Consider the following 23,539-nt stretch of genomic DNA (forward strand, 5'->3'; position numbering starts at 1 on the left):
AAAGCTTTGACAAAGGTAATCCCCATATAATATGATAACAATTGCTGACAAGTCTTATCGGAATTAGGAGGTTTAATATGAAAAAGTTAAGTATATTGTTTAGTTTATTACTAAGTCTTACCATTGTTTTAGCTGCATGTGGTGGTAATTCAGATAATGAATCAAATGATTCTGCAGATAAAAATGATGACAAAACAGATTTATTAGCGCAAATTAAAGAAGATGGAAAATTAGTAATTGGTACGGAAGGTACTTACCCTCCCTTTACTTTTCATGATGATTCAGGGGAATTAACGGGATTTGATGTGGAAATCGCACAAGAAGTCGCAAAACGATTAGGTGTGGAAGCTGAATTTATGGAAACACAATGGGATGCCATATTTGCTGGACTTGATGCAAAGCGTTTTGACATGATTGCAAACCAAGTAGGAATTAATGATGAAAGAAAAGAGAAGTATTCATTCTCTGATCCATACATTTCTTCTTCTGCAGTACTTATCACAAGAGAAGATTCAGATGTAAAAAGCTTTGAAGACATTAAAGGATTGAAGTCAGCACAATCATTAACAAGTAATTACGCTGAAATCGCCAAATCTAACGGTGCTGAGTTAGTTGGGGTAGATGGATTTAATCAAGCTGTTGAATTGTTAAATTCAAAACGAGTAGATGTAACAATTAATGATAAATTATCATTTTTAGACTTTAAAAAACAAAAGCCGGATGCAAAAGTTGTGATTGCTGATTCTGCAGATGATGTGGCCCAAAGTGGATTAATGTTTAGACAAGGAAATGATTCGTTAGTAGAAGCGGTAAATACAGCATTACAAGAAATGATTGATGATGGTACGTATAAATCAATATCTGAGAAATGGTTCGGAGAAGATGTACTTAAATAATATCTTTACAGACCCAGAAGCATTCCAGCGATATTATGATATTGCCGTTAGTTCCCTTCTTCCTTTGGTGAAGGGGGCTATTTTATATACGATACCACTATCAATTATTTCCTTTATCATTGGACTGATCTTAGCTGTATTAACCGCTTTAGCTAGATTATCAAGTGTTAAAATTTTGCAAATCATTGCAGGGATTTATGTTTCCGTAATTCGAGGAACCCCTTTACTCGTACAGCTTTTCATTATTTTTTACGGGCTTCCGAACATTGGCATTACGCTTGAACCATTTATAGCAGCAATCATTGGTTTTTCCTTAAGTGTTGGAGCGTATGGGTCAGAAATAGTTAGAGGTTCCATATTGAGTATTCCTAAAGGGCAATGGGAAGCTGGATATTCGATTGGAATGAGCTATGCCCAAAATTTAAAAAGAATTATTTTGCCACAGGCTGCGCGCGTGTCCATTCCACCATTGTCGAATACATTTATAAGTTTAATTAAAGATTCATCCCTTGCTGCCTTAATCCTAGTAACAGAAATGTTTCGAAAAGCACAGGAAATAGCAAGCACAAACTATGAATTTTTGCTTCTATACTCAGAGGTTGCGCTTTTATATTGGCTTATTTGCTTCCCTCTATCTATTATTCAGCAGAGTCTTGAAAATCGCTTCGGACGTCACTTGAATAAATAATCAAGCTTCTAATTAGAAAATAAATAATCGATAGAGAAAGGAGGAACTAGCATGATTTCCATCAAGGGGTTGTCAAAGCATTTTGGTGATTTACAAGTATTAAAGGACATAAATCTAGAAGTAGAAAAAGGGAAAGTCATTGTCGTTATTGGACCGTCTGGATCTGGTAAAACGACGATGCTGCGTTGTTTAAACATATTGGAGATACCGACGAATGGCCATATTACGATTGAAAATAAACAATTGGACTTCTCGAAAAAGGTTACAAAAAAGGCTATAACCGATTTTCGAAAATTGACAGGAATGGTTTTTCAAAGCTATAATCTTTTTCCACATAAAACGGCCTTGGAAAATGTAATGGAAGGCCCTATTACGGTGAAAAAGCAATCAAAGGAAATAGCAAGAAATAAAGCTATTGAATTATTAAATAAAGTTGGGCTTGGGGATAAAATCGATTACTATCCATTCCAGCTTTCAGGTGGGCAGCAACAGCGTGTTGGCATTGCAAGAGCATTGGCAATGGAACCAGAAGTGATGTTGTTTGATGAACCGACTTCAGCGTTAGATCCAGAGCTCGTTGGTGAAGTATTAAAGGTAATAAAAGCACTTGCTAATGAGGGAATGACAATGATTGTAGTTACACATGAAATGAAATTCGCGCGTGAGGTTGCAGATGAAGTTATCTTCATGGATGGTGGCTATATTATGGAAAAAGGAAATCCACAGAATATCTTTACTGCGCCTAAAGAAGAAAGAACACAGCAATTCCTACAATTAATTCAATAAAAAAATGAGTTGTTAAGGAAACTCGGATAAGGAGATTCCTTAACAACTCTAAAACAAAAGGGGGAATTACACTTTGTAGTATCATTGTGGCCCCCTTTTTCGTTTTTTATACATACAAAGATAATTTTTTTAAAATCTACATGCTTTTTGAAAAAGGAAGCTATTGTTTATCATGAATTTTCTTATGAATGACTTCCTCTTCTAATAAATTTAAGAAAGCAACAATGATACCAGAGAGCAAAGAAGCAATGGTGTAAACCGATAAACCAGATATAGCATAGAACAGAAACGTTATGATAAGAGTCAATATGCAGCAATAGATAATCGTGTTTACATATACGTGATTTTTCATTTCGAACCTTCTTTCAGCTATTCATATATCTTAGTATATGTGGAGAATTAATAATATACTACTTTTAAAGGGTGATTGCCCTTTTTTATGGATAAAGGGGATAAGCCCTCACTGATTTTACAAAAAAGCATATTTAATAAGTATAAGGAATAGCTTGTATCACCTTCTTAGAAGCTGAATACACAGTCATATTTCTTATACCGTAACCCCATAACCTCCTCTCACTTAAGGTATAGCCGTTCGTTTGGCTATACCTCTTTTTTTATATCTCGATACATAAGCGTATTTATCATTGTTATAGTTCGCGAAACACGGTTAATAGCGACAAAATTCATGACGCCCTTTTAATGAAGGGTGTTTTCAACCAAAATAGGGTTATTTTTTCCTCCTAATTGCTTTAAGCAACAGTATTTTGTAAAATAGGTATAAACAACTATTTGTTTTGTGAAAATTTCATCAAATTTCCTATTTATAATTCATTTGTCCTGTCGATAAAAGAATTATAAACAAAATAAGTTGGAGGTTTTTTAGAAATAACAGGTGAAAAGAACTATAAAAAGTCAGGATGGTATAGCTATATGAAAAGAAGAAATTTATTTCATAGTTTAAGAACAAAAATGATAATCATCATACTTTTTGCTACATTCTTTAGTACGATGATTTCGTTTAAGTTGCATGAAATTATTCGTGAGGCAGGCATTTTTCCAGAAGCATTTGGTATTTTCGTAAATACGATTATTAATCTAGTTTTTGTGACGATTATTGTTTCATTATTTACACGACGAATCATCATATCTCCACTTAAAAAATTATTAAATTCTACAAAGAGAATTACAGAAGGCGATTTAGATATTGAAATTAATAAGGCTTCGAATGATGAAATTGGCCAATTGACAGATGAATTTATTTTAATGAAAGAATTTATAAGAAATTTAGTGCTGAAAGTAAACGAGACATCTGAACATATTAATGCATCTGCTGAAAAATTAACGGCGAATACAGTGGAAACAAGCTATGTATCAGAACAAATTTCTTCCTCCATTCAGAGTGTTGCAGCAGGGTCTGAAGAGCAAACGAAAGGAATGGAGTTCATTGTAGATTCTGTTGCAGTTGTTAATAACGAAATTAAAGATATTGCCAAAAATACAGAAGAAATGGTGAAAAACACGAATGATACAGTATTGAAGGCAAAAGAAGGACAAGAAGTTGTGGAGAGTACTGTTACTCAAATGAGTTTAATCCAGAATTCAGTGAAGGAATCTAATGACTCTATCGTATTATTACAGGAGCGTTCACAAGAAATTGGGCAATTTTTAAATGTAATCACAGAAATTGCTGATCAGACCAATCTATTGGCTTTAAATGCAGCAATTGAGGCAGCTAGAGCCGGAGAGGCAGGAAAAGGTTTTGCAGTAGTTGCTGAAGAAGTTAGAAAGCTTGCTGAACAATCTAATCAATCTGCTAAACAAATTGCTGTATTAGTAAATGAAATACAAAAAGATACCCTGTCGTCGGTTAAAACAATGAAAAGAGTGACAGAGGAAGTAAAGGATGGCATTAATATTACAAATGATACAAAGCAAAAGTTTAGTATTATTTCCAATTCTATGTTATCAATGAGCAGTCAAATGAAAGACATTTTGGATGCTGCCACTAAGATTTCTACGAATATTGTGGAGGTTGCAGGATCTGTGGATCAAGTTACAGGTATCGCGAAGGAAAATAGTCAAAATTCGATGAACGTATCGGAAGCCTCCCAAGAACAACTGGCAGCAATCGAAGAAATAGCTACTTCTACTAAATCTTTAGCGAAAATTGCCGACGATTTAGTGGAGTTAACAAAAACAATCCGTGTAAACTAAATTAAATGAAAAACAAAAAATAAGAATGGTCAAAAGATAAGTTAACATCTCCAGATAAATTCTACTGGATGCTAAACACTTTTGATCATTCTCTTTTTTTTTGGGGGAATATAAAAGGGAATAATCGTTGTATGACATTTTAAACAGTTTTGATTCAATTTGATTAAAGTTAGGATTCAAAATAATAAATTTTACGAAAATGATTGTCGAAAGTTGTTATTTCATGCAAATACAAATATAATGGAGAATTGTAAATATGCAAATTACTTCTATTCATTTAGGGAGAAAATAAATATAAAAAATAATAGTTTTTAGTGTGAGAGGATTCAAGCCCCACTGTTAAAAGTTTTACTGAACAGGAGCAATGACAATATGTCCCCAAAAAATTCATCAAAAATAGATTATACACTTGTTCTAATATTAATGCTTTTATGCTTAACAAGTCTTACTGCTATCTATGGAGCGAATTCTGCTTATGTGTTAAAGCAGGTTTTATATTATGTGGTTGGTATCGGAATTATTATTGGAGTGATTCGGCTAGATTCGGATCAGTTAAAAAAATTAACTTGGTATTTATATGGTTTTGGTTTGTTATTATTAGTTTTACTTATTATTGCGCCAGAAAGTATTGCACGAAAAATTAATGGTGCGAAAAGTTGGTTTACGCTTCCTGGCTTTTCTTTACAGCCTTCTGAATTCGTTAAAGTGTTTTTAGTATTAGCGCTATCTCGATTAATTGTAGAACATCAAGAAAAATATATTGTGAAAACTTTACAAAGTGACTTTTTACTATTATTTAAAATTGGAGGAGTAACGGCACTTCCACTATTCTTAGTAATGTTACAGCCTGACTTAGGAACTTCTTTAGTGTTCCTTGCTATTATGTTAGGTATGGTATTTATCTCTGGTATCTCTTGGAAGATATTAACGCCTATTTTCTCCAGTTTTGCCGTTATTGCATCGGCAGTCCTATATATGGTTATTTGGCATTCGGATTGGATTACAACGTATTTTGGAGTAAAGGAATATCAAATGGGAAGAATCTACTCTTGGTTGGATCCATATACGTATCAGAGCACAACTGGATATCATTTAACCCAATCCTTACTTGCGATAGGATCGGGTCAAACGACAGGGAAGGGCATTGGCACTAGTGAAGTAGTACTTCCTGAAAATCACACCGATTTTATTTTTAGTGTGGTTGGAGAGGAGTTTGGCTTTATTGGCGCTAGTATTATAATTAGTTTGTTTTTCTTACTTATATACCACATTACAAAAGTAGCATTGGAAACAAAAAATACTTTTTATACTTGTATGAGTGTAGGAATTATTAGTATGCTTTGTTTTCATGTTTTCCAGAATATTGGAATGACAGTAGGGATTCTTCCAATCACTGGTATTCCACTTCCTTTTATTAGTTATGGTGGTAGTTCTTTAATGGGGAATATGCTTTCTATGGGATTAATTTTTTCGATTAGATACCATTATAAAAAGTATATGTTTTCCAGCGATGAATAACAATTTTTTATTTGAGCATAACGAAAAGAGGCTGACAGGGTGCAGCCTCTTTTCGTTTATTCTTTCTCCATTCTTTAATGAGGGGGAAGAAAAGGAAAGAATAGCCATCATTTTGGGAAGTTAATGATATTGATAATCATTATCATTTGGTGTAATCTAATAATAAAACAATTTATTTTTATTGTCAATGTATATATAAGGAGGAATAATATAATGAATGAAAAATTTCGAGAAGAATTTGAAGCACTATTAAGTAATTATACAGAATTACTACTAGGAGATGAAAATAAGGAGTTAAATGAAAAAGTACAAATATGGATGCTTTATTCATTTATGTCGAAAAACATGCCAGGATTGGTAAAGCATTGGAATGCTAAATTTCCAGATGGTAAACAAACGATGATAGAAATAATATCCGAAATAAAAAAAATGAATGAGATAAGAAAACAAAATCAGAAATAAAACATATGCTATATAGAAAGCCTGGACAAAGTACAAAAACATACCACCAAATACGTAGGTGGTATGAATCAATAAGATTACTGAATAGTAGTATTACCGTAAGGGAACTGGTTACTATAGCCTTTAAATTGCTGATAGGATTGTTGAAGCTTTTGCTGATCAGCTGCTTCAAGCTTATACCAGCCTTTTTGAAACATTAAATCATATAGTTCCCTTTGCATATTTTGCGTTTCAGTAAAAATCGATAATAAATCTTGATATAGTGGTTCATTGCTTGCTTCATTTAATGCTGTTGAATAAGAGTCGGTTAAATATTTTTCCGTTGAAAGCATATCATTAGTGAAATCACGATCATTCATTTGTGGTGTTTTTGGTACCTGCGCTTCAGGATTTTGAATTGTATTTTGTTGGTTCATTTTCTTTGTCCTTCCTCACAAGATATTATTTCATATGTTTGATTGCTGATTCATCCATTCTCTTTTATGAGAAGCTACTCATTCTGCCAAAGACAAGATCAAAATAAGGTTTGGCATTCTCTTTAGCAGAATGAGCAGTATGAATCAACAATCGCTGCAATTTAGTAAGTAATTATTGTGGTTGTTGAGACATGGGCTGATTGCTATCATTTAAGTGATTAAGTATTCTTTCATAATGATGCTGATGCATTTGTCCACATTTTTCAAGCTGCGATTTAATAGCCGGATCTTGGGCACTTTGAGCAAAAAAATGTGCTTTTTTCATTGCTAATAAATTCCAAGATAGCATATCTGTTAAATAAAGGGAATCTTTGACTGTTACCATAACTGGTGGTTTCATCATCATCCCGTTTGGCTGTGTCATATTATTGGGTTGCTGTTGTTGCATTTTAATTTGACCTCCTAAAAACTATCGCTTTTTATATTGATTATTTTGACTATTGACTTTTCCACCACCATCTGTTTCAACGGTCGGACCAGCATTTCCTTTCACACTAGTCGCACTAACACCTGATTTAGAAGGATTCTTTTTAAGACGGGCCATCTTTCTATTCACCTCCCTTTCTTGTTACATTTTTAGCATTTCCTATTTTTTTTATTTAATGAGCACATAGCTTCGAGATTATTATGTCCAGTCCTTAATTAGAAATGGTATATACGTAAAGACAGAAGGGTTTTGGTTAATAATTGACCATCTAAACAAAAGGCTGTTTTCTTATAGAATTGTTGCTTTTTCAAAAGGGAAAATAAACTAATTAGTAATACGGAGCAGCCTGAATACACGTAGACTCCTATGGGATTAGCGAGAAAGGCGAGACCCCGCAGTAGCTGAGGGAGGCTAGCCACTCGCCCCATGGAAAGCGAAGTGTATTCAGGCTGCGGTTCATAGCAACAAACATTACGAAAACAGCCAAACAAATACAAACACAAAAGCCAATCGAAACTAATTAATTTTCAAGGAGGAAGTAAGGTGAAAGAGATAAAATCAGCTGCGGTTATTGGTTCTGGAGTAATGGGTGCAGCGATTGCGGCACAGTTTCTTAATGCAGGCATTTCTACTGTTCTTCTGGATATTGTGCCAAATCAGTTAACAGAAGAAGAGAAACAGAAAGGATTAACGAAAAAGGATAAGATGGTAAGAAATAGATATGGACTGCTTGCCATCGAAAAAATGAAAACAGATTCTCCTAGTCCACTCACCTCTTATCATAATTTATCGCTTTTAACAATAGGGAATCTAGAGGATGATTTATCACTGCTGAAGGAAGTAGATTGGATAGTTGAAGCGATAATTGAAGATGTTCAAATAAAAAATGAATTATTTAAAAAGGTAGATCAATATAGAAAAAAAGAATCAATTGTTAGCAGTAATACTTCTGGTATCTCCATAAATAAAATGAAAGAGACTCTTTCTGCAGATTTCCAAGCACACTTTTTAGGGACTCACTTTTTTAATCCACCTCGCTATATTAAATTGATGGAAATAATTCCTACAGAAGAAACTGACCCCGTAGTGGTGAAAATCATAAGTGATTTTGCTGAAGAGACATTAGGAAAAGTGGTAGTAAAAGCCAGTGATACTCCTAATTTCATTGCGAATCGAATTGGTTCATATGCTTTTTTAAACATTGTGAAAGAAATGATGAAGGCTGATTTAACAATCGATGAAGTGGATCAATTAACTGGTCCGCTAATTGGCCGCCCGAAAAGTGCCACCTTTCAAACCTTAGATATGGTTGGCTTAGATACTTTTTATCAGGTCATTCAAAATATGCAAGGAAAAATGCAAATGGCAGAAGAAATAGAGATGTACCAAATCCCAGCTTTGCTAGAAGCAATGCTTAAGAAGAAGATGCTTGGTAGAAAAGTTGGAAAAGGGTTTTATAGTAAAACAGAAAAAGGATTAAAAGTTTTAGATTATCATACATTCACATACAAGGATTTAACAGCAACGAAAGAAAATGTGGTTAAAAAGCCTCTTTCATCGTTTTTACAGGAAAAAAATAAAAAAGCATTTTTTTTATGGAATGGAATTGCCCCATTTTTGCTTTACTCTGCAAAAATGGCTGGTGAGATAACAGATTCCATTTATGAGTTAGATCAGGCTGTTCAATCTGGTTTTAACTGGAAAAATGGTCCGTTTCGTTTATGGGATAAATTGTCTCTAAAAAACACGATCGAGCGAATGGAAGAAGAATTAATGGATATTCCTTTATGGATCAAAGAAATGATTGATCATGGATTTGACCAATTTTATAAAGAAATTAATGGGGTGGAGCATTATTATCATAAAGGACAATATTTGCCCATTCCAAAAAGTATGGATCAAATAAGCATTCGAGAAAGTAAAAAGCAAAGAGATCCCCTTCTTTCTAATGATGGAGCAAGTCTAATAGAGATAGGGGATGGTGTCTTATTGCTTGAATTACACAGTAGAAATATGAGTATTGGTGTCGATATTCTGACGATGATTGAGAAATCGATAGCATTGATAGAGGCGCAGGAATTTAAAGGGTTGATTATTGGTAGTGAAAAAAAGAGTTTTAGCCTCGGTGCAAATTTAGCATTGATGCTTCTAGAAGCACAAAACGAAGATACTGTTGAAATAGAGCTAGCCGTCCGCCGTTTTCAGCAAGCAATGAAGCGCATAAAATATTGCAAAAAGCCAGTTGTAGCGGCTCCTTATCAAAAAACATTAGGGGGAGGAGCGGAAATTTGTCTAGCGGCAAGCAAGGTGCAAGCTTCCTTAGAAACGTATATTGGTCTTGTGGAAACAGGGGTTGGGCTTATTCCAGGTGGTGGAGGAACAACCGAATTGTATTGTAATAAATGGAGAAAAAAGCCAAGTTCTTCAACGGAGGATTTACTAAAGCTTACAGGAGAGGTATTTCAGACGATTTTAACAGCTAAGGTTGCTACTTCTGCCGCCCATGCAAAGGAAATAGGCTTTTTTACGGAGATGGATGGGATAACCAATAATGAACGATTTATATTAAGAGATGCCAAAAAAGCAGTCCTACAATTAGCCAATGAAAATTATCTCCCTCCAAAAAAAGAAAAAATTGTTGTGTCAGGTAGAAATGGCTATCAATTCTTAATGAAGGAAATAGTAAAGCTACAAAAAATCGGGTTTATATCGGAGTATGATGCCTTCATTGCAAGCATTCTTGCAACAGTTCTTACAGGCGGCGATGTAGATTGTGGAGCATTGGTAGAGGAGGATTATCTATTAGACCTAGAAAGAGAAGCTTTTATTCGTTTGATTAGAAAACAAGAGACACAGCAAAGAATGCTGCATTTATTACAAACAGGGAAGCCATTGACAGCGAAATAAAGATGAAAAACCTTGAAAGGAAGGAAAGGATTACTATGCAAAAGGGTGGAAGTTTTTTAACAGAACCAATCACCATAGACGCTATCTTTACACCAGAGGATTTTACAGAAGAGCATCAAATGATTGCAGAAATGACAAGTGAATTTGTGCAAAAAAAGGTATTGCCACATTTAGCTGAAATGGAAAATCATCAATTTACAATTACGAAACAATTGATGGAAGAAGCAGGAGAGTTAGGACTCTTAAGCTCAGATATTCCTGAAGCATATGGCGGTTTGGGATTGGATAAAATTAGTACAGCAGTTATTTCGGAAATGATGTCTGTGGCAGGGGGGTTCTCTGTTACGCACGGTGCCCATATAGGAATTGGCTCATTGCCGATTGTCTTATTTGGAAATAAAGCGCAGAAGGAAAAGTATTTACCAGCATTAGCTAGCGGTAAAAAAATAGCATCCTACGCATTAACAGAACCTACGGCCGGATCAGATGCGCTTAGTGTAAAAACAAAGGCTGTTTTAAATGAGGCAGGCACACATTATCGTTTAACAGGCGAAAAGCAATGGATTACGAATTCTGGAATTGCAGATATATTTATTGTATATGCAAAAGTCGATCAAGAGTATTTTACTGCCTTTATCGTTGAAAAAGAATTTTCTGGTGTGTCAGTGGGAAAAGAAGAAAAAAAATTAGGAATCAAGAGCTCATCAACTTGCGCAGTCCGTTTTGATCAGGTAGAAATACCCATTGAAAATGTATTGGGAGAGGTAGGAAAAGGCCATTTAATTGCATTAAATATCTTAAACATTGGGCGCTATAAACTAGGCCTTGGAGCTATTGGCGCTAGCAAGGAAGCCCTTAAAAAGACGATTGCCTATACAAAACAACGAATACAATTTTCCACCCCAATAGCTCATTTTCCTCTAACACTTGAAAAGTATGCGACGATGGCTTCTTATATTTATGCCGCAGAAAGCACTGTTTATCGAACAGCTGGAATGCTTTCAGAAGCAATGGATGAACTATCGGACGATGTAGAAATGAAAGTAATGGCAAAAATTATTAATGAATACGTAATTGAGTGTAGTTTAAATAAGATTTTTGCATCAGAAGTATTAGATATGGTTGTAGATGAATGTGTTCAACTTCATGGTGGTAATGGTTTTATGGAAGACTATGATATTGTTAGAATGTACCGCGATTCAAGAATCAATCGTATCTTTGAAGGAACAAATGAAATAAACAGGTTAATGATACCTCCTACCTTGGCGAAAAAGTGCCTAAAAGGTGAGCTTCCCATTTTGTCCCTAGCAGCGATGACAGAAAAAGAGATGCTTTCCTATCTTCCGGATGAACCAGATGGAAAACCGTTATCACAAGAAAAGATGCTCCTCTCCAATGCAAGAAAAATTACCTATCTCTTATTTGGAATGATGCTGAGACAATATAAGCAACAATTGGAAGAACAGCAAGAGATTATGGTGAATCTAACAAATTTAATCAATGCTGTCTTTGCAATGGATTCTTGTATTATAAGAACGGAAAAGGCGATGATAAAGGGCAAGAACGATGAAATGCAAAAATTATTATATACGGAAATATATTGCCAAGAAGCCTTCCAACAAGTGATTTTAGAGGCAACAGATACTTTAGCATATATGCTTAGCGGCGATGAATTAAGATTAGCCCTTTCCGTATTGAAGAAATATACTAGATTTACGCCAAAGCCGATTATTAGAAGTAAGAGAGAGGCTGCTAAATGTATATTAAAAGCCGGTGGATATCAGGTATAATTTTATTGATAAGAATGATTCAAGGTTCTTCAGACAGTTTGGGTTACTATCATGAAGAACCTTTCTCTTGTATCAACCCAATAACTTTATGGTTATCTTCCTTTTCAAAAGAGAAGAAGTTCCATTTTGCATAACGCAAAAATGAATGGAGAAATCTAGTTAGGAGATAAGTTCCGTAGAGGTCTTCTTTATTGAAGTTTCACTTTATATAAAATTGTGATAATATTTAGTTGGATGTTATAAAATACATAGATTATGGGTGATGGAATGAAAGTTACTTTTTATTGGTATCCAAAATGCTCAACTTGTCGTAAGGCAAAAAAGTGGCTGGATGAAAATCATGTGTCATATGAAGAAGTACATATTGTCGATAATCCTCCTTCCCGCGAATTATTAGAGGATTTGTATAAAAAAAGTGGTCTAGAATTAAAGAAATTCTTCAATACGTCTGGACAGAAATACAGAGATCTAGGATTAAAGGATAAAATGAAAGAATCATCAGAGGACGAACTGCTTGATTTACTTGCTTCTGATGGCATGTTAATAAAAAGACCTTTAACGACAGATGGAAATAAAGTTACATTAGGCTTTAAAGAAGAAATGTTTAAAGAAAGTTGGGCATAACATTACCTGCTTTTTTTAATAGGTGGCTCTAAGATAAAGGGCAAATATGATTTTACGGAGGGGTTAATAATGACGGTACCAAAGGATTTAAGATATTCAAAAGAACATGAATGGGTAAAAGTTGAAGGAGATAATGCTCGTATAGGAATTACACATTTTGCACAATCTGAATTAGGCGATATCGTATTTGTTGAACTACCGGAAGTAGGCGATGAAGTAACTGCGAATGAGCCTTTTGGAAGTGTAGAATCTGTAAAGACAGTTTCGGAATTATATGCTCCAATCAGCGGTAAAGTAGTAGAAGTAAATGAGGATCTTAGTGATAATCCAGAGTATGTTAACGAATCTCCTTATGAAAATGCTTGGATGGTAATTATTGAACCAAGTGATAAAGCAGACATTGAAACACTAATGACTGCAGAGCAATATGAGGACATGACGAATGAAGGATAATTCTTAGTAATGATGACATCGGTAAATTGCCGATGTCTTTTCTTCAATTGAGTGCTTAATTAGATAAATATTAAGTTGAAAATTGTTTCATTAACCTACTTCTTTCTCTTTAAGTTTGAATATGTTAAAGTATATCAAATAACTCCTTTAGGTGATCAAAATGAAAAAAGTAATCATTGTGGAAGGTAAATCGGATAAACGAAAAGTAGAAAAAATTGTACGTGAACCGGTGGATATTATTTGCACAAATGGAACAATTGGCGTTTCGAAGCTGGATGAATTATTAGAAGAATTAATGGATAAAGATGTGTATATTCTAGTGGATGCAGACAAATCTGGAGATAAGATAAGAAAGCAGTTTAAAAGAGAGCTTCCAGAAGCAGAATTTCTTTATATTGATCGGAAGTACAAAGAAGTTGCTACCTCTCCTGAACATCATTTAGCAACACTATTATTACAGGCAAACATTGAGATTAATGCAAAATATTTAGATGCAAGGATGAATGGATTATGATAGATTGGAAGATCGACCAATGGGAGAAACAAATCAAGGATGCTCCTCTTGTATGTCTTTATTTGTATACTCCCCTTTGCGGAACATGTATGGTTGCTTCTAAAATGCTAACAATATTACATACAATGAAGCCAGATTTACATTTAGGAAAAATGGATTTGAATTATGCACCAGAATTAGCGGTAGAGTACGAAGTCGAAAGTGTACCATGTTTAGTTATTGTAGAAGAGGGATTGCTAAAGGAAAAATTGTATAGATTCGAATCGGTTCCTCATTTAGTAGAGGTTATAAATAAATATACGAAGTAGAAAGACTCTTTTTCAGACAGAAAGGGTCTTTCTTTTATGGTTTGGTGGATAAACGAAGTGGCACCATCCATAAAAGCCAGTTTACTAAAAAAAGGTAACAGTAACAAATCACTTATTCTAAAAAGACTCTATCTATCCCAAAGCAAAGCTTACCAATACGGATTTTAATTCTAGGATTAAAAAAAGATTGTTCTTATAAAGCAGGTTTTTTCTATTATTGCAAGAATAAGTAATAATATAAGATTGTTCGGCAGAAAGTAGGAGATGCTTTTGCAGGAGTGGATGACAAGTTTTGTAGATAAGTTGAACCGTAAAGAGTCTTTAAAACCATTATTACGAAACACTTCTTTTTCATTAGCAATATCATGTCAAAAGGTTGCCTATTTAATGGAGGTAAGGAACAATCATTTTTCATGGAGAAGGATGAAAGAGGAGAATCCAGATGTATGGTTAATGGGGGAAAGAGAAAGTATTCACTCCATTGCAAGTGGAGAGATTCTTCTGAGAGAAGCAAAAAAGAACGGATTGATTCAATTAGATGGATCTTTAAGAAAAATCCTTTTGTTAGAATCTCTGCTTTTCTTATGCAATTCACCGCCTGAAAAACGAATCGGTTAAGTAGGGGGATCCTAAAAGAATAGTTCTTTCCTTTTTCCTGAAATCCCCCTTTTCTTCCAGAAAGGGACTGAGATTTCAGGTTATTTTTTGATTCTTTCTTTCTCGTTTTCTCTCTTATATCCCCCTTTTTTTATCGAATTAATTATGTTAGAAAATCTAACAGTATTTAATGGAAAATTCAGAAAAAATATTATATTAAAAAATGTGTTGACACGAATATCAGTAAGTGGTAAATTACATCTATCATATTAGCGAATTATAAATTTCATATCGATAATGAAACTCTTATCAAGAGAGGTGGAGGGATGTGCCCTATGAAACCCGGCAACCGTCAGTATACTGAAACGGTGCCAATTCACACAAAGCGTTTAGCTTTGATAGATGAGAGAAAGGGATATTATTAATAATAGAAACCTTTCTGCTCATCTTGCAGAAAGGTTTTTTTATTATGTGGAATGATATGATGTACTTTGTTAAAAACTATTTTAAAATAGTTATCGATAAAGTGGAATTTTAGATAGAAGTAGGTGAACAATATGATTAATGTTAACGCAGTTAAAAAAATATATACCTCTAGAAGCGGGAAGGTCACTGCAGTCGATCACGTAGACTTAACCATTCATTCAGGAGAGATATTTGGAATAATCGGATATAGTGGTGCAGGAAAAAGTACATTAATCAGAATGCTGAACGGATTGGAGATTCCTACTGAAGGAAGTGTTTCGGTTGCAGGACATGAGGTTTCTAAAATTAAAGGAAGCAAGCTTCGTAAGGCGAGACAAGAAATCAGTATGATATTTCAACATTTCAATCTGCTGTGGTCAAGAACGGTAAAAGAAAACATCGCTTTTCCTTTAGAAATAGCAGGCGTAAAAAAATCAGCAAGAGAAAAGAAAGTGCTTGAGTTAATCAAGCTAGTAGGATTGGAAGGAAGAGAAGATGCATATCCTTCACAATTGAGTGGTGGTCAAAAACAGCGTGTTGGCATCGCAAGAGCACTTGCGAGTGATCCAAAAGTTCTTCTTTGTGATGAAGCCACCTCAGCATTGGATCCGCAAACGACGGATGCCATCTTAGATTTGTTAGTGGATATTAATAAGCGTCTTGGTCTTACAATTGTTCTTATTACACACGAAATGCATGTTATTCGGAAGATATGCCACCGAGTTGCTGTAATGGAAGAGGGGAATGTAGTAGAAACGGGACCTGTTATTGATGTTTTTAAAAAGCCCCAGAAAGAAATCACCAAACGTTTTGTTCAACAAGTCATTGAGCCAGAAGAAGCGAAGGACACAATTGATCATTTAATAGCGCAATACAAAACTGGAAGCTTGGTAATGCTAGGATTTGTTGGTGAAAGTGCAGAACAGCCTGTTATCACAAATCTAATTCGATCTTTTTCTGTTTCGGTGAATATCATTCAAGGGAAAATTTCTCCGACGCAAAATGGATCGTATGGAACTTTGTATATTCATATGGATGGAGAGAAAGAAGAAATAGAGAAAGCTATTCAATACCTTCATTCTCAAGAAATTAGTGTGGAGGTGATCGAAGGATGACCGAAAGTTTACTGCCAAATGTAGATTGGGAAATAATGTGGAAAGCCACAGTAGAAACCCTTTTTATGACTGGATTCTCGATTATTTTTACCTTTATACTCGGAATTATTCTAGGGATTACTTTATTCTTAACTGGTAAAGGGAATATGTGGAATAATGCTTTTGTTAACAAAGTGATTAGTGCAATTGTTAATATTTTTCGTTCCATCCCTTTCATTATTTTATTGGTTTTATTAATACCATTAACAACTTTCTTAATCGGTACGATGATTGGACCGAAAGCAGCTTTACCATCTTTGATAATTGGAGCTGCTCCGTTTTATGCAAGACTTGTAGAAATCGGCCTTCGTGAAGTAGATAAAGGAGTCATCGAAGCTGCAAAGTCAATGGGAGCAAAACCAACTACGATTATCTTTAAAGTTCTTTTGCCAGAATCTATGCCAGCACTTGTTTCAGGAATTACGGTAACTACGATTGCGCTAGTTGGATCTACTGCAATGGCAGGGATTATTGGTGCAGGGGGACTTGGGAATTTAGCTTACTTACAAGGGTTCCAAAGAGGTAATGGTGATGTAACACTCGTGTCAACCATTATTGTATTAATTATTGTATTTATCATCCAATTTATTGGAGATTATATAACAAAAAAATTAGATAAAAGATAAGGAGAATAAAAATGAAAAAATTATGGACATTATTAATTGCTTTGACATTTATACTTGTACTTTCTGCATGTGGATCGTCTGAAGATAAAAATGAGAGTGGTGCTTCTAAAGAAGAAAAAGAAACAACTAAATTAGTGGTAGGTGCTTCTAATGTACCGCACGCTGAAATTTTAGAGGAAGCTAAGCCGATTCTTAAAGAAAAAGGAATTGATTTGGAAATTGTTACTTTCCAAGATTATGTATTGCCAAACAAAGCATTAGAATCAAAAGAATTAGATGCTAACTATTTTCAACATATCCCTTATTTGGATCAACAAATTAAAGATAATGGATATGACTTTGTAAATGCAGGTGCTATTCACATTGAGCCAATGGCAGTTTTCTCAAAAAAATATAAAAGCTTAGATGAGCTTCCAGATGGAGCGACAATCATTCTAAGTAATTCAGTTGCTGAACATGGCCGCGTGCTTTCTCTTTTAGAAAAAGGTGGATTAATTAAACTAAAAGATGGAATTGATAAAGTGAATGCAACAATCGAAGATATTGTAGAAAATCCAAAAAATATTCAATTAAAAGCAGATTATGAGCCATCATTACTTCCTCAAATCTTCAATAACAATGAAGGGGATGCAGTTGTTATCAATGCAAACTATGCATTAGATGTAGGTTTAAACCCAGTGGAAGATTCAATTGAAATTGAAGGAAGTGAATCTCCATATGCGAATATCATTACCGTTCGTAAAGGAGATGAAAGCAAAGAAGCTATTAAGACATTGGTAGAAGTACTTCATTCAAAAGAAATTCAAGATTTCATCAATACAGAATATAAAGGTGCAGTTGTACCAGTTAGTGAATAAGATTTAAAGGAGATGTTCCTATAAAAGACCAAAACATAAAGCAAATATCCAATTGAGAATGAAGTCGCTTCTATCAATAATGGATATAGCTTGTGTATCGGTCTTTATAGGGACATTTTTTTATGATGTTTCAAAATAAAGTTGTTTTCCAATGAAGATTTTCTCATTTTAAAGGGAGGATTCCATTTCCAATAAGTACTAGGGCTAAATTCAATACGTGTATAAATACTAAAACGATGCACTATATTAGTGCAGAATTTGACAGCTAGTAATAAATAGTATAGTTTAAAGTATTTATCATTTATACGAAAGTAATGTTATGTAATATAATAAGGAAAGAAATCGTTTCCAAATAACAAATAAATAGATATTGATAAGTGGATGAAGTGTATTTATTTTGTTTTTATGCGAATTTTCCTTATAGAACTGGAAGCAATAGGTTGCTATCAGTTTTTATTTGTTATAAGATTAGAATGATAATAAATTGATAATGAAGTTTCGACAATCTTGTGAACAAAACTTCTTTTACTATGGAGGTATTATAATATGAGTCAACCTAAATTAGTCATTAATGATTTACATGTTTCAATCGAAGAAAAAGAAATTATTAAAGGTCTTAACTTAGAAATCAAAGGTGGAGAAATTCACGCAATCATGGGACCAAACGGAACTGGTAAATCTACTTTATCTTCTGCAATCATGGGTCACCCGAAATATGAAGTAACTAGCGGTGAAGTAAGCCTTGATGACGAAGATGTATTGGAAATGGAAGTAGATGAGCGCGCGCGTGCAGGTCTATTTTTAGCGATGCAATATCCGAGCGAAATAAGTGGTGTAACAAATGCTGACTTCTTACGTTCTGCTTTAAACAGCCGCTTAGGCGAAGGAAATGAGATTTCATTAATGAAGTTTATCCGCAAAATGGATGAAAACATGGACTATCTAGAAATGGATCCAGATATGGCACAGCGTTATTTAAATGAAGGTTTCTCTGGTGGAGAGAAGAAACGTAATGAAATTCTTCAATTAATGATGTTAAACCCTAAAATTGCAATTTTAGATGAAATTGATTCTGGCTTAGACATTGATGCACTAAAAGTTGTTTCAAAAGGAATCAACAAAATGCGTGAAGAACGTAAAGAAGATTTTGGTTGCTTAATCATTACTCACTACCAACGTTTATTAAATTATATCACTCCTGATTACGTTCACGTAATGATGCAAGGTCGTGTTGTTAAATCTGGCGGTCCTGAGCTTGCACAACGCCTAGAAGCAGAAGGATATGATTGGATTAAAAAAGAGCTAGGTATTGAAGACGAAACTGTTGAACAAGAAGCGTAATTGTTAGGAGGATTGACCAATGACAACGGATATTAAATTACCATTTGACCAAGAATATCTTTCCTCTTTTTCGAAAGATATGAACGAACCTTCTTGGCTAACGGAGCTGCGTGTTAATGCATTAGAACAAGCAGATTCTCTTCCAATGCCAAGACCGGATAAAACAAATATTAAAAACTGGAACTTTACACAATTTGAAAAACACATTGTAAGCAGTGAAGATTTTTCTGATGTAAATGACTTGCCAGAACAAGTAAAAGCACTTATCGATTTAGAAAAGAATAAAACACTTTATATTCAAAGAAATAACCGTCCAACTTTCTTAGCTGTTTCGAATGAATTAAAAGAAAGTGGCGTAATTTTTACTGATATTTTCACAGCAGCTAGAGAGTATAGTGACTTATTGCAAAAATACTTTATGAAAGATGCTGTTAAAGTTGATGAGCATAAATTAACGGCTTTACATGCGGCTCTTTTAAATGGTGGAGTATTCTTGTATGTTCCTAAAAATGTAGTAGTGGAAGAACCAATTCAATCTATTTTCTTACATGATGACAAAGAAGCAAACCTTTTTAACCATATTATTGTTGTAGCAGAAGATAATAGTTCTGTTGTTTATGTAGAAAACTATGTTTCTACCGTTGATCCTGAAGAAGCAGTGTTCAATATTGTTACAGAAGTAATTGCTAACGCAAATGCAAAAGTTCAATATGGGGCAGTTGATAATTTAGCGCATGGTGTTACTACGTATGTAAATCGCCGAGGTGTTGCAGGTCGTGATGCTAAAATTGAATGGGCATTAGGCTTCATGAATGATGGTAATACAATTTCTGATAATACCACATTCCTAATGGGCGATGGCTCATATGGTGACACAAAATCAGTAGTAGTTGGTCGCGGAGATCAAAAGCAAAACTTTACAACAAAAGTAGTTCATTATGGTAAGAGCTCAGAAGGCTATATCTTAAAGCATGGTGTAATGAAAGATAAAGCTTCTTCTATCTTCAATGGTATTGGAAAAATCGAACATGGTGCTACGAAAGCAAATGCAGAGCAAGAGTCTCGTGTTCTGATGTTAAGTGAAAAAGCTAGAGGCGATGCGAACCCAATTCTATTAATTGACGAAGATGATGTAACTGCAGGTCATGCTGCATCTGTTGGTAGAGTTGATCCTTTACAATTGTATTACTTAATGAGCCGTGGTATTCCGCAACATGAAGCAGAAAGATTAGTTATTCATGGTTTCCTTGCTCCAGTTGTAGAACAATTGCCAATTGAAGGTGTTAAAAAGCAATTAGTAGAGGTAATTGAAAGGAAAGTAAGATAATGGATAGTAAACATATTCGTTCTTACTTTCCGATTTTAAACCAAGAAGTCAACGGAAATCCTTTGGTTTATCTTGATAGTGCGGCCACTTCTCAAAAACCTGTCCAGGTAATTGAAACATTAGAAAAATACTATCGAGAGTATAATTCTAATGTTCACCGTGGCGTTCATACCTTAGGGACAAAAGCGACGGATGCTTACGAAGGAGCAAGGGAAAAGGTAAGGAAGTTTATCTCTGCTTCTTCGATAGAAGAAATTATCTTCACTCGCGGAACTACAACAGCTCTTAATACAGTTGCACAAAGCTATGCTATGGAAAATATAAAAGAGGGGGATGAAATAGTCATCACCCCAATGGAACATCATAGTAATATCATTCCATGGCAGCAAGTTGCTAAAAAAACGGGAGCAACACTAAAATATTTGCCTCTTCAAGCAGATGGCACGGTAGCGATTGCTGATGTGGAAGAAACAGTTACTCCGGCAACAAAGTTAGTTTCTATTGCTTATGTTTCTAATGTTCTAGGAGTTATTAATCCGATAAAAGAAATAGCTGCGATTGCGCATAAAAATGGAGCTGTTCTTGTAGTAGACGCAGCCCAAGGCGCTCCCCATGTAAAAATTGATGTGCAAGATTTGGATTGTGATTTTCTTGGGTTCTCTGCTCATAAAATGTGTGGTCCAACGGGAATTGGGGTACTTTATGGAAAGAAACATCTTTTAGAAAACATGGAGCCAATTGAATTTGGTGGGGAAATGATTGATTTTGTCGGTTTATATGAATCTACTTGGAAAGAACTTCCTTGGAAGTTTGAAGCAGGGACGCCAATCATTGCAGGTGCTATTGGATTAGGGGCTGCAATTGATTTCCTCGAAGAAATCGGCTTAGAGAATATAACGGAACATGAGCATAAATTAGCAGCCTATGCAATAGAGAAAATGTCTTCTATTAACGGTTTAACAATTTATGGTCCGCAAAGTGCAAATAATCGGGCTGGCGTTATCACTTTTAATATTGAAGATGTTCACCCTCATGATGTTGCAACAGTGTTGGATGCTGAAGGAATTGCTGTACGTGCAGGACATCACTGTGCACAACCATTAATGAAATGGCTAAATGTTTCTGCAACCGCTCGTGCAAGTTTTTATCTATATAATTCGGAAGAAGATATTGATAAGCTTGTGGAAGGGATTGGCAAAACAAAGGAGTATTTTAGCGATGTCTTTTAATAATTTAGATTCTCTTTATAGAAGTGTTATTATGGATCATTATAAAAATCCTCGGAACAAAGGAGTTCTTGAAGGTAGCTTGACCGTTAATATGAATAATCCAACTTGTGGGGACCGCATTCTTCTAACAATGAAATTGGAAGATGGGGTTGTCGTCGATACGAAATTTGATGGAGAAGGATGCTCTATTAGCATGTCTTCTGCATCCATGATGACACAAGCAATTAAAGGAAAGACAGTCGAGCAGGCGTTGAAAATGTCTGAGTCATTCTCTGAGATGATTCAAGGAAAAGACTACTCGGATGATATGGACTTGGGGGACATTGAAGCACTTCAAGGTGTTAGTAAATTCCCTGCAAGAATCAAATGTGCAACACTAGCTTGGAAGGCAATGGAAAAAGGGATAAACGAAGGTTAAATTCGTAGGATTACCACCAAGGTTGCATGTAGAATGGAGGAAAATGAAATGGCAAAAAAGATGCCCGAAATTGGGGATTATAAATATGGATTTTCAGACAAAGACGTTTCTATCTTTCGTTCCAAACGTGGATTAACGAAAGAAATCGTTGAAGAAATTTCAAAAATGAAGGCTGAACCACAATGGATGTTAGACTTCCGCTTGAAATCATTAGAGCATTTTTATAAAATGCCAATGCCACAATGGGGTGGCGATCTATCTGCTTTAAACTTTGATGAAATTACGTATTATGTAAAACCATCAGAGAAGACAGAAAGATCTTGGGATGAAGTACCAGATGAAATCAAACAAACATTTGATAAGCTTGGTATTCCAGAAGCTGAGCAAAAATACTTAGCTGGTGTGTCTGCTCAGTATGAATCAGAGGTTGTTTACCATAATATGCAAGAAGATCTTGAGAAAATGGGGATTGTTTTCAAAGATACGGATTCTGCATTAAGAGAAAATGAAGATATTTTCCGTGAGCATTGGGCAACAGTTATCCCAGCTACAGATAATAAGTTTGCTGCCTTAAACTCAGCAGTATGGTCTGGTGGATCTTTCATTTATGTTCCAAAAGGAATTAAAGTGGATACGCCATTACAAGCGTACTTCCGTATTAACTCTGAAAATATGGGACAATTTGAAAGAACGTTAATCATCGTGGATGAGGGTGCAAGTGTGCATTACGTGGAAGGATGTACAGCACCAGTATACACAACTAACTCTCTTCATAGTGCGGTTGTTGAAATCATTATTAAAAAAGATGCATATTGCCGTTATACGACGATTCAAAACTGGGCAAATAACGTATACAATTTAGTTACAAAGCGTGCTGTTTGTGATGCGAATGCTACAATGGAATGGATCGATGGAAATATTGGTTCTAAATTAACGATGAAATACCCTGCTGTTATCTTAAGAGGGGAAGGCGCAAGAGGAATGACTTTATCTATCGCTCTTGCTGGAAAAGGACAACACCAAGATGCTGGAGCAAAAATGCTTCACTTAGCTCCAAATACCTCATCTACCATTGTTTCTAAATCTATTTCGAAACAAGGTGGAAAAGTAACATACCGTGGGATTGTTCACTTTGGACGTAAAGCCGATGGTGCCCGTTCCAATATCGAATGTGACACATTAATTATGGATAACAAGTCTACTTCCGATACTATTCCATACAATGAAATTTTAAATGACAATATTTCATTAGAGCACGAAGCAAAAGTTTCGAAAGTATCTGAAGAGCAATTATTCTACCTAATGAGTAGAGGTATTTCCGAAGAAGAAGCAACAGAAATGATTGTAATGGGCTTTATCGAGCCATTCACAAAAGAATTACCAATGGAATATGCAGTTGAAATGAACCGTCTAATCAAATTCGAAATGGAAGGTTCTATCGGTTAATATCCAAAAAACCTTT

Annotated in this window: 25 protein-coding genes and 1 riboswitch; of the genes, 21 read left to right on the forward strand and 4 right to left on the reverse strand. The window is 34.9% G+C overall.

What is annotated here, in order from left to right; genetic code table 11:
* Nucleotides 1–77: 77 nt before the first annotated feature.
* From ACWNMZ_RS09020 to ACWNMZ_RS09030, 3 genes are read left to right on the forward strand one after another with little or no spacing between them, the layout of a single operon-like run.
* Nucleotides 78–896 carry an amino acid ABC transporter substrate-binding protein gene (locus ACWNMZ_RS09020; RefSeq protein ID WP_235248178.1) on the forward strand — a complete coding sequence of 273 codons (819 nt, stop codon included), beginning with the start codon at nucleotides 78–80 and terminating at the stop codon, nucleotides 894–896.
* Nucleotides 883–1,584 (forward strand): amino acid ABC transporter permease, encoded by a 702-nt coding sequence (locus tag ACWNMZ_RS09025; RefSeq protein ID WP_031536351.1) that lies wholly within the window; start codon nucleotides 883–885, stop codon nucleotides 1,582–1,584. The genes ACWNMZ_RS09020 and ACWNMZ_RS09025 overlap by 14 nt, the downstream gene beginning before the upstream one ends.
* 51 nt (nucleotides 1,585–1,635) lie before the next feature.
* A complete protein-coding gene (locus tag ACWNMZ_RS09030) occupies nucleotides 1,636–2,370 on the forward strand; it encodes an amino acid ABC transporter ATP-binding protein (RefSeq protein ID WP_031536350.1) in 735 nt (244 codons plus the stop codon).
* Nucleotides 2,371–2,530: 160 nt separating this feature from the next.
* Here ACWNMZ_RS09030 and ACWNMZ_RS09035 read toward each other — a convergent pair whose 3' ends face one another.
* The gene (locus tag ACWNMZ_RS09035) at nucleotides 2,531–2,722 is read right to left on the reverse strand and encodes a hypothetical protein (protein WP_152910785.1); all 192 of its coding nucleotides are present in this window, start codon (nucleotides 2,720–2,722) and stop codon (nucleotides 2,531–2,533) included.
* Nucleotides 2,723–3,300: 578 nt separating this feature from the next.
* On the opposite strand from ACWNMZ_RS09035, the gene ACWNMZ_RS09040 reads away from it, so the two are divergent.
* The 3 genes from ACWNMZ_RS09040 (at nucleotide 3,301) to ACWNMZ_RS09050 (ending at nucleotide 6,564) form a co-directional block, all read left to right on the forward strand.
* A complete protein-coding gene (locus tag ACWNMZ_RS09040) occupies nucleotides 3,301–4,584 on the forward strand; it encodes a methyl-accepting chemotaxis protein (protein WP_235248171.1) in 1,284 nt (427 codons plus the stop codon).
* A gap of 372 nt (nucleotides 4,585–4,956) precedes the next feature.
* Complete coding sequence (gene rodA, locus ACWNMZ_RS09045) at nucleotides 4,957–6,102, forward strand: rod shape-determining protein RodA (protein WP_031536348.1); 1,146 nt, start codon at nucleotides 4,957–4,959, stop codon at nucleotides 6,100–6,102.
* 213 nt (nucleotides 6,103–6,315) lie between these two features.
* A complete protein-coding gene (locus ACWNMZ_RS09050; RefSeq protein ID WP_031536347.1) occupies nucleotides 6,316–6,564 on the forward strand; it encodes a DUF2573 family protein in 249 nt (82 codons plus the stop codon).
* Between the two features lie 77 nt (nucleotides 6,565–6,641).
* Here ACWNMZ_RS09050 and ACWNMZ_RS09055 read toward each other — a convergent pair whose 3' ends face one another.
* From ACWNMZ_RS09055 to ACWNMZ_RS09065, 3 genes are all read right to left on the reverse strand, one after another.
* Complete coding sequence (locus ACWNMZ_RS09055; RefSeq protein WP_031536346.1) at nucleotides 6,642–6,980, reverse strand: spore coat protein; 339 nt, start codon at nucleotides 6,978–6,980, stop codon at nucleotides 6,642–6,644.
* Nucleotides 6,981–7,152: 172 nt separating this feature from the next.
* The gene (locus tag ACWNMZ_RS09060; protein ID WP_031536345.1) at nucleotides 7,153–7,428 is read right to left on the reverse strand and encodes a hypothetical protein; all 276 of its coding nucleotides are present in this window, start codon (nucleotides 7,426–7,428) and stop codon (nucleotides 7,153–7,155) included.
* A 21-nt stretch (nucleotides 7,429–7,449) separates the two neighbouring features.
* Nucleotides 7,450–7,584 (reverse strand): YuzL family protein, encoded by a 135-nt coding sequence (locus ACWNMZ_RS09065; protein WP_235248169.1) that lies wholly within the window; start codon nucleotides 7,582–7,584, stop codon nucleotides 7,450–7,452.
* 426 nt (nucleotides 7,585–8,010) lie between these two features.
* Between ACWNMZ_RS09065 and ACWNMZ_RS09070 the strand changes: the two genes are divergently transcribed.
* The 15 genes from ACWNMZ_RS09070 (at nucleotide 8,011) to sufB (ending at nucleotide 23,523) form a co-directional block, all read left to right on the forward strand.
* Entirely contained in the window at nucleotides 8,011–10,374 is a 2,364-nt protein-coding gene (locus tag ACWNMZ_RS09070) for a 3-hydroxyacyl-CoA dehydrogenase/enoyl-CoA hydratase family protein (RefSeq protein ID WP_235248167.1), read from the forward strand.
* Between the two features lie 2 nt (nucleotides 10,375–10,376).
* Nucleotides 10,377–12,164 (forward strand): acyl-CoA dehydrogenase family protein, encoded by a 1,788-nt coding sequence (locus ACWNMZ_RS09075; protein ID WP_396953875.1) that lies wholly within the window; start codon nucleotides 10,377–10,379, stop codon nucleotides 12,162–12,164.
* Nucleotides 12,165–12,431: 267 nt separating this feature from the next.
* Nucleotides 12,432–12,788, forward strand: a complete 357-nt coding sequence (locus ACWNMZ_RS09080; protein ID WP_031536341.1) for an arsenate reductase family protein — start codon at nucleotides 12,432–12,434, stop codon at nucleotides 12,786–12,788.
* A 69-nt stretch (nucleotides 12,789–12,857) separates the two neighbouring features.
* A complete protein-coding gene (gene gcvH, locus ACWNMZ_RS09085) occupies nucleotides 12,858–13,241 on the forward strand; it encodes a glycine cleavage system protein GcvH (protein ID WP_031536340.1) in 384 nt (127 codons plus the stop codon).
* Between the two features lie 160 nt (nucleotides 13,242–13,401).
* Nucleotides 13,402–13,755, forward strand: a complete 354-nt coding sequence (locus tag ACWNMZ_RS09090; RefSeq protein WP_031536339.1) for a toprim domain-containing protein — start codon at nucleotides 13,402–13,404, stop codon at nucleotides 13,753–13,755.
* On the forward strand, nucleotides 13,752–14,063 hold the full coding sequence (locus tag ACWNMZ_RS09095; protein ID WP_031536338.1) for a thioredoxin family protein: 312 nt from the start codon (nucleotides 13,752–13,754) through the stop codon (nucleotides 14,061–14,063). The genes ACWNMZ_RS09090 and ACWNMZ_RS09095 overlap by 4 nt, the downstream gene beginning before the upstream one ends.
* Before the next feature lie 282 nt (nucleotides 14,064–14,345).
* The gene (locus tag ACWNMZ_RS09100) at nucleotides 14,346–14,681 is read left to right on the forward strand and encodes a hypothetical protein (protein WP_155986737.1); all 336 of its coding nucleotides are present in this window, start codon (nucleotides 14,346–14,348) and stop codon (nucleotides 14,679–14,681) included.
* Between the two features lie 282 nt (nucleotides 14,682–14,963).
* Nucleotides 14,964–15,069: riboswitch (SAM riboswitch) on the forward strand.
* A gap of 148 nt (nucleotides 15,070–15,217) precedes the next feature.
* Entirely contained in the window at nucleotides 15,218–16,240 is a 1,023-nt protein-coding gene (locus ACWNMZ_RS09105) for a methionine ABC transporter ATP-binding protein (RefSeq protein WP_235248153.1), read from the forward strand.
* A complete protein-coding gene (locus ACWNMZ_RS09110; RefSeq protein ID WP_031536335.1) occupies nucleotides 16,237–16,905 on the forward strand; it encodes a methionine ABC transporter permease in 669 nt (222 codons plus the stop codon). Before ACWNMZ_RS09105 ends, ACWNMZ_RS09110 begins: the two co-directional genes overlap by 4 nt.
* Before the next feature lie 11 nt (nucleotides 16,906–16,916).
* A complete protein-coding gene (locus ACWNMZ_RS09115) occupies nucleotides 16,917–17,762 on the forward strand; it encodes a MetQ/NlpA family ABC transporter substrate-binding protein (protein ID WP_235248151.1) in 846 nt (281 codons plus the stop codon).
* Between the two features lie 546 nt (nucleotides 17,763–18,308).
* Entirely contained in the window at nucleotides 18,309–19,103 is a 795-nt protein-coding gene (sufC, locus tag ACWNMZ_RS09120; RefSeq protein ID WP_031536333.1) for a Fe-S cluster assembly ATPase SufC, read from the forward strand.
* Between the two features lie 19 nt (nucleotides 19,104–19,122).
* A complete protein-coding gene (gene sufD / locus ACWNMZ_RS09125; protein ID WP_235248144.1) occupies nucleotides 19,123–20,430 on the forward strand; it encodes a Fe-S cluster assembly protein SufD in 1,308 nt (435 codons plus the stop codon).
* Entirely contained in the window at nucleotides 20,430–21,659 is a 1,230-nt protein-coding gene (locus ACWNMZ_RS09130; RefSeq protein WP_031536330.1) for a cysteine desulfurase, read from the forward strand. The genes sufD and ACWNMZ_RS09130 overlap by 1 nt, the downstream gene beginning before the upstream one ends.
* The gene (sufU, locus tag ACWNMZ_RS09135; protein ID WP_235248142.1) at nucleotides 21,649–22,077 is read left to right on the forward strand and encodes a Fe-S cluster assembly sulfur transfer protein SufU; all 429 of its coding nucleotides are present in this window, start codon (nucleotides 21,649–21,651) and stop codon (nucleotides 22,075–22,077) included. The genes ACWNMZ_RS09130 and sufU overlap by 11 nt, the downstream gene beginning before the upstream one ends.
* Before the next feature lie 48 nt (nucleotides 22,078–22,125).
* Nucleotides 22,126–23,523: a Fe-S cluster assembly protein SufB gene (gene sufB / locus ACWNMZ_RS09140; RefSeq protein ID WP_031536328.1), complete on the forward strand. Its 1,398-nt coding sequence runs from the start codon at nucleotides 22,126–22,128 to the stop codon at nucleotides 23,521–23,523.
* The last annotated feature ends 16 nt before the right edge of the window (nucleotides 23,524–23,539 follow it).

The organism is Niallia sp. Marseille-Q9988 (genome assembly GCF_976954375.1).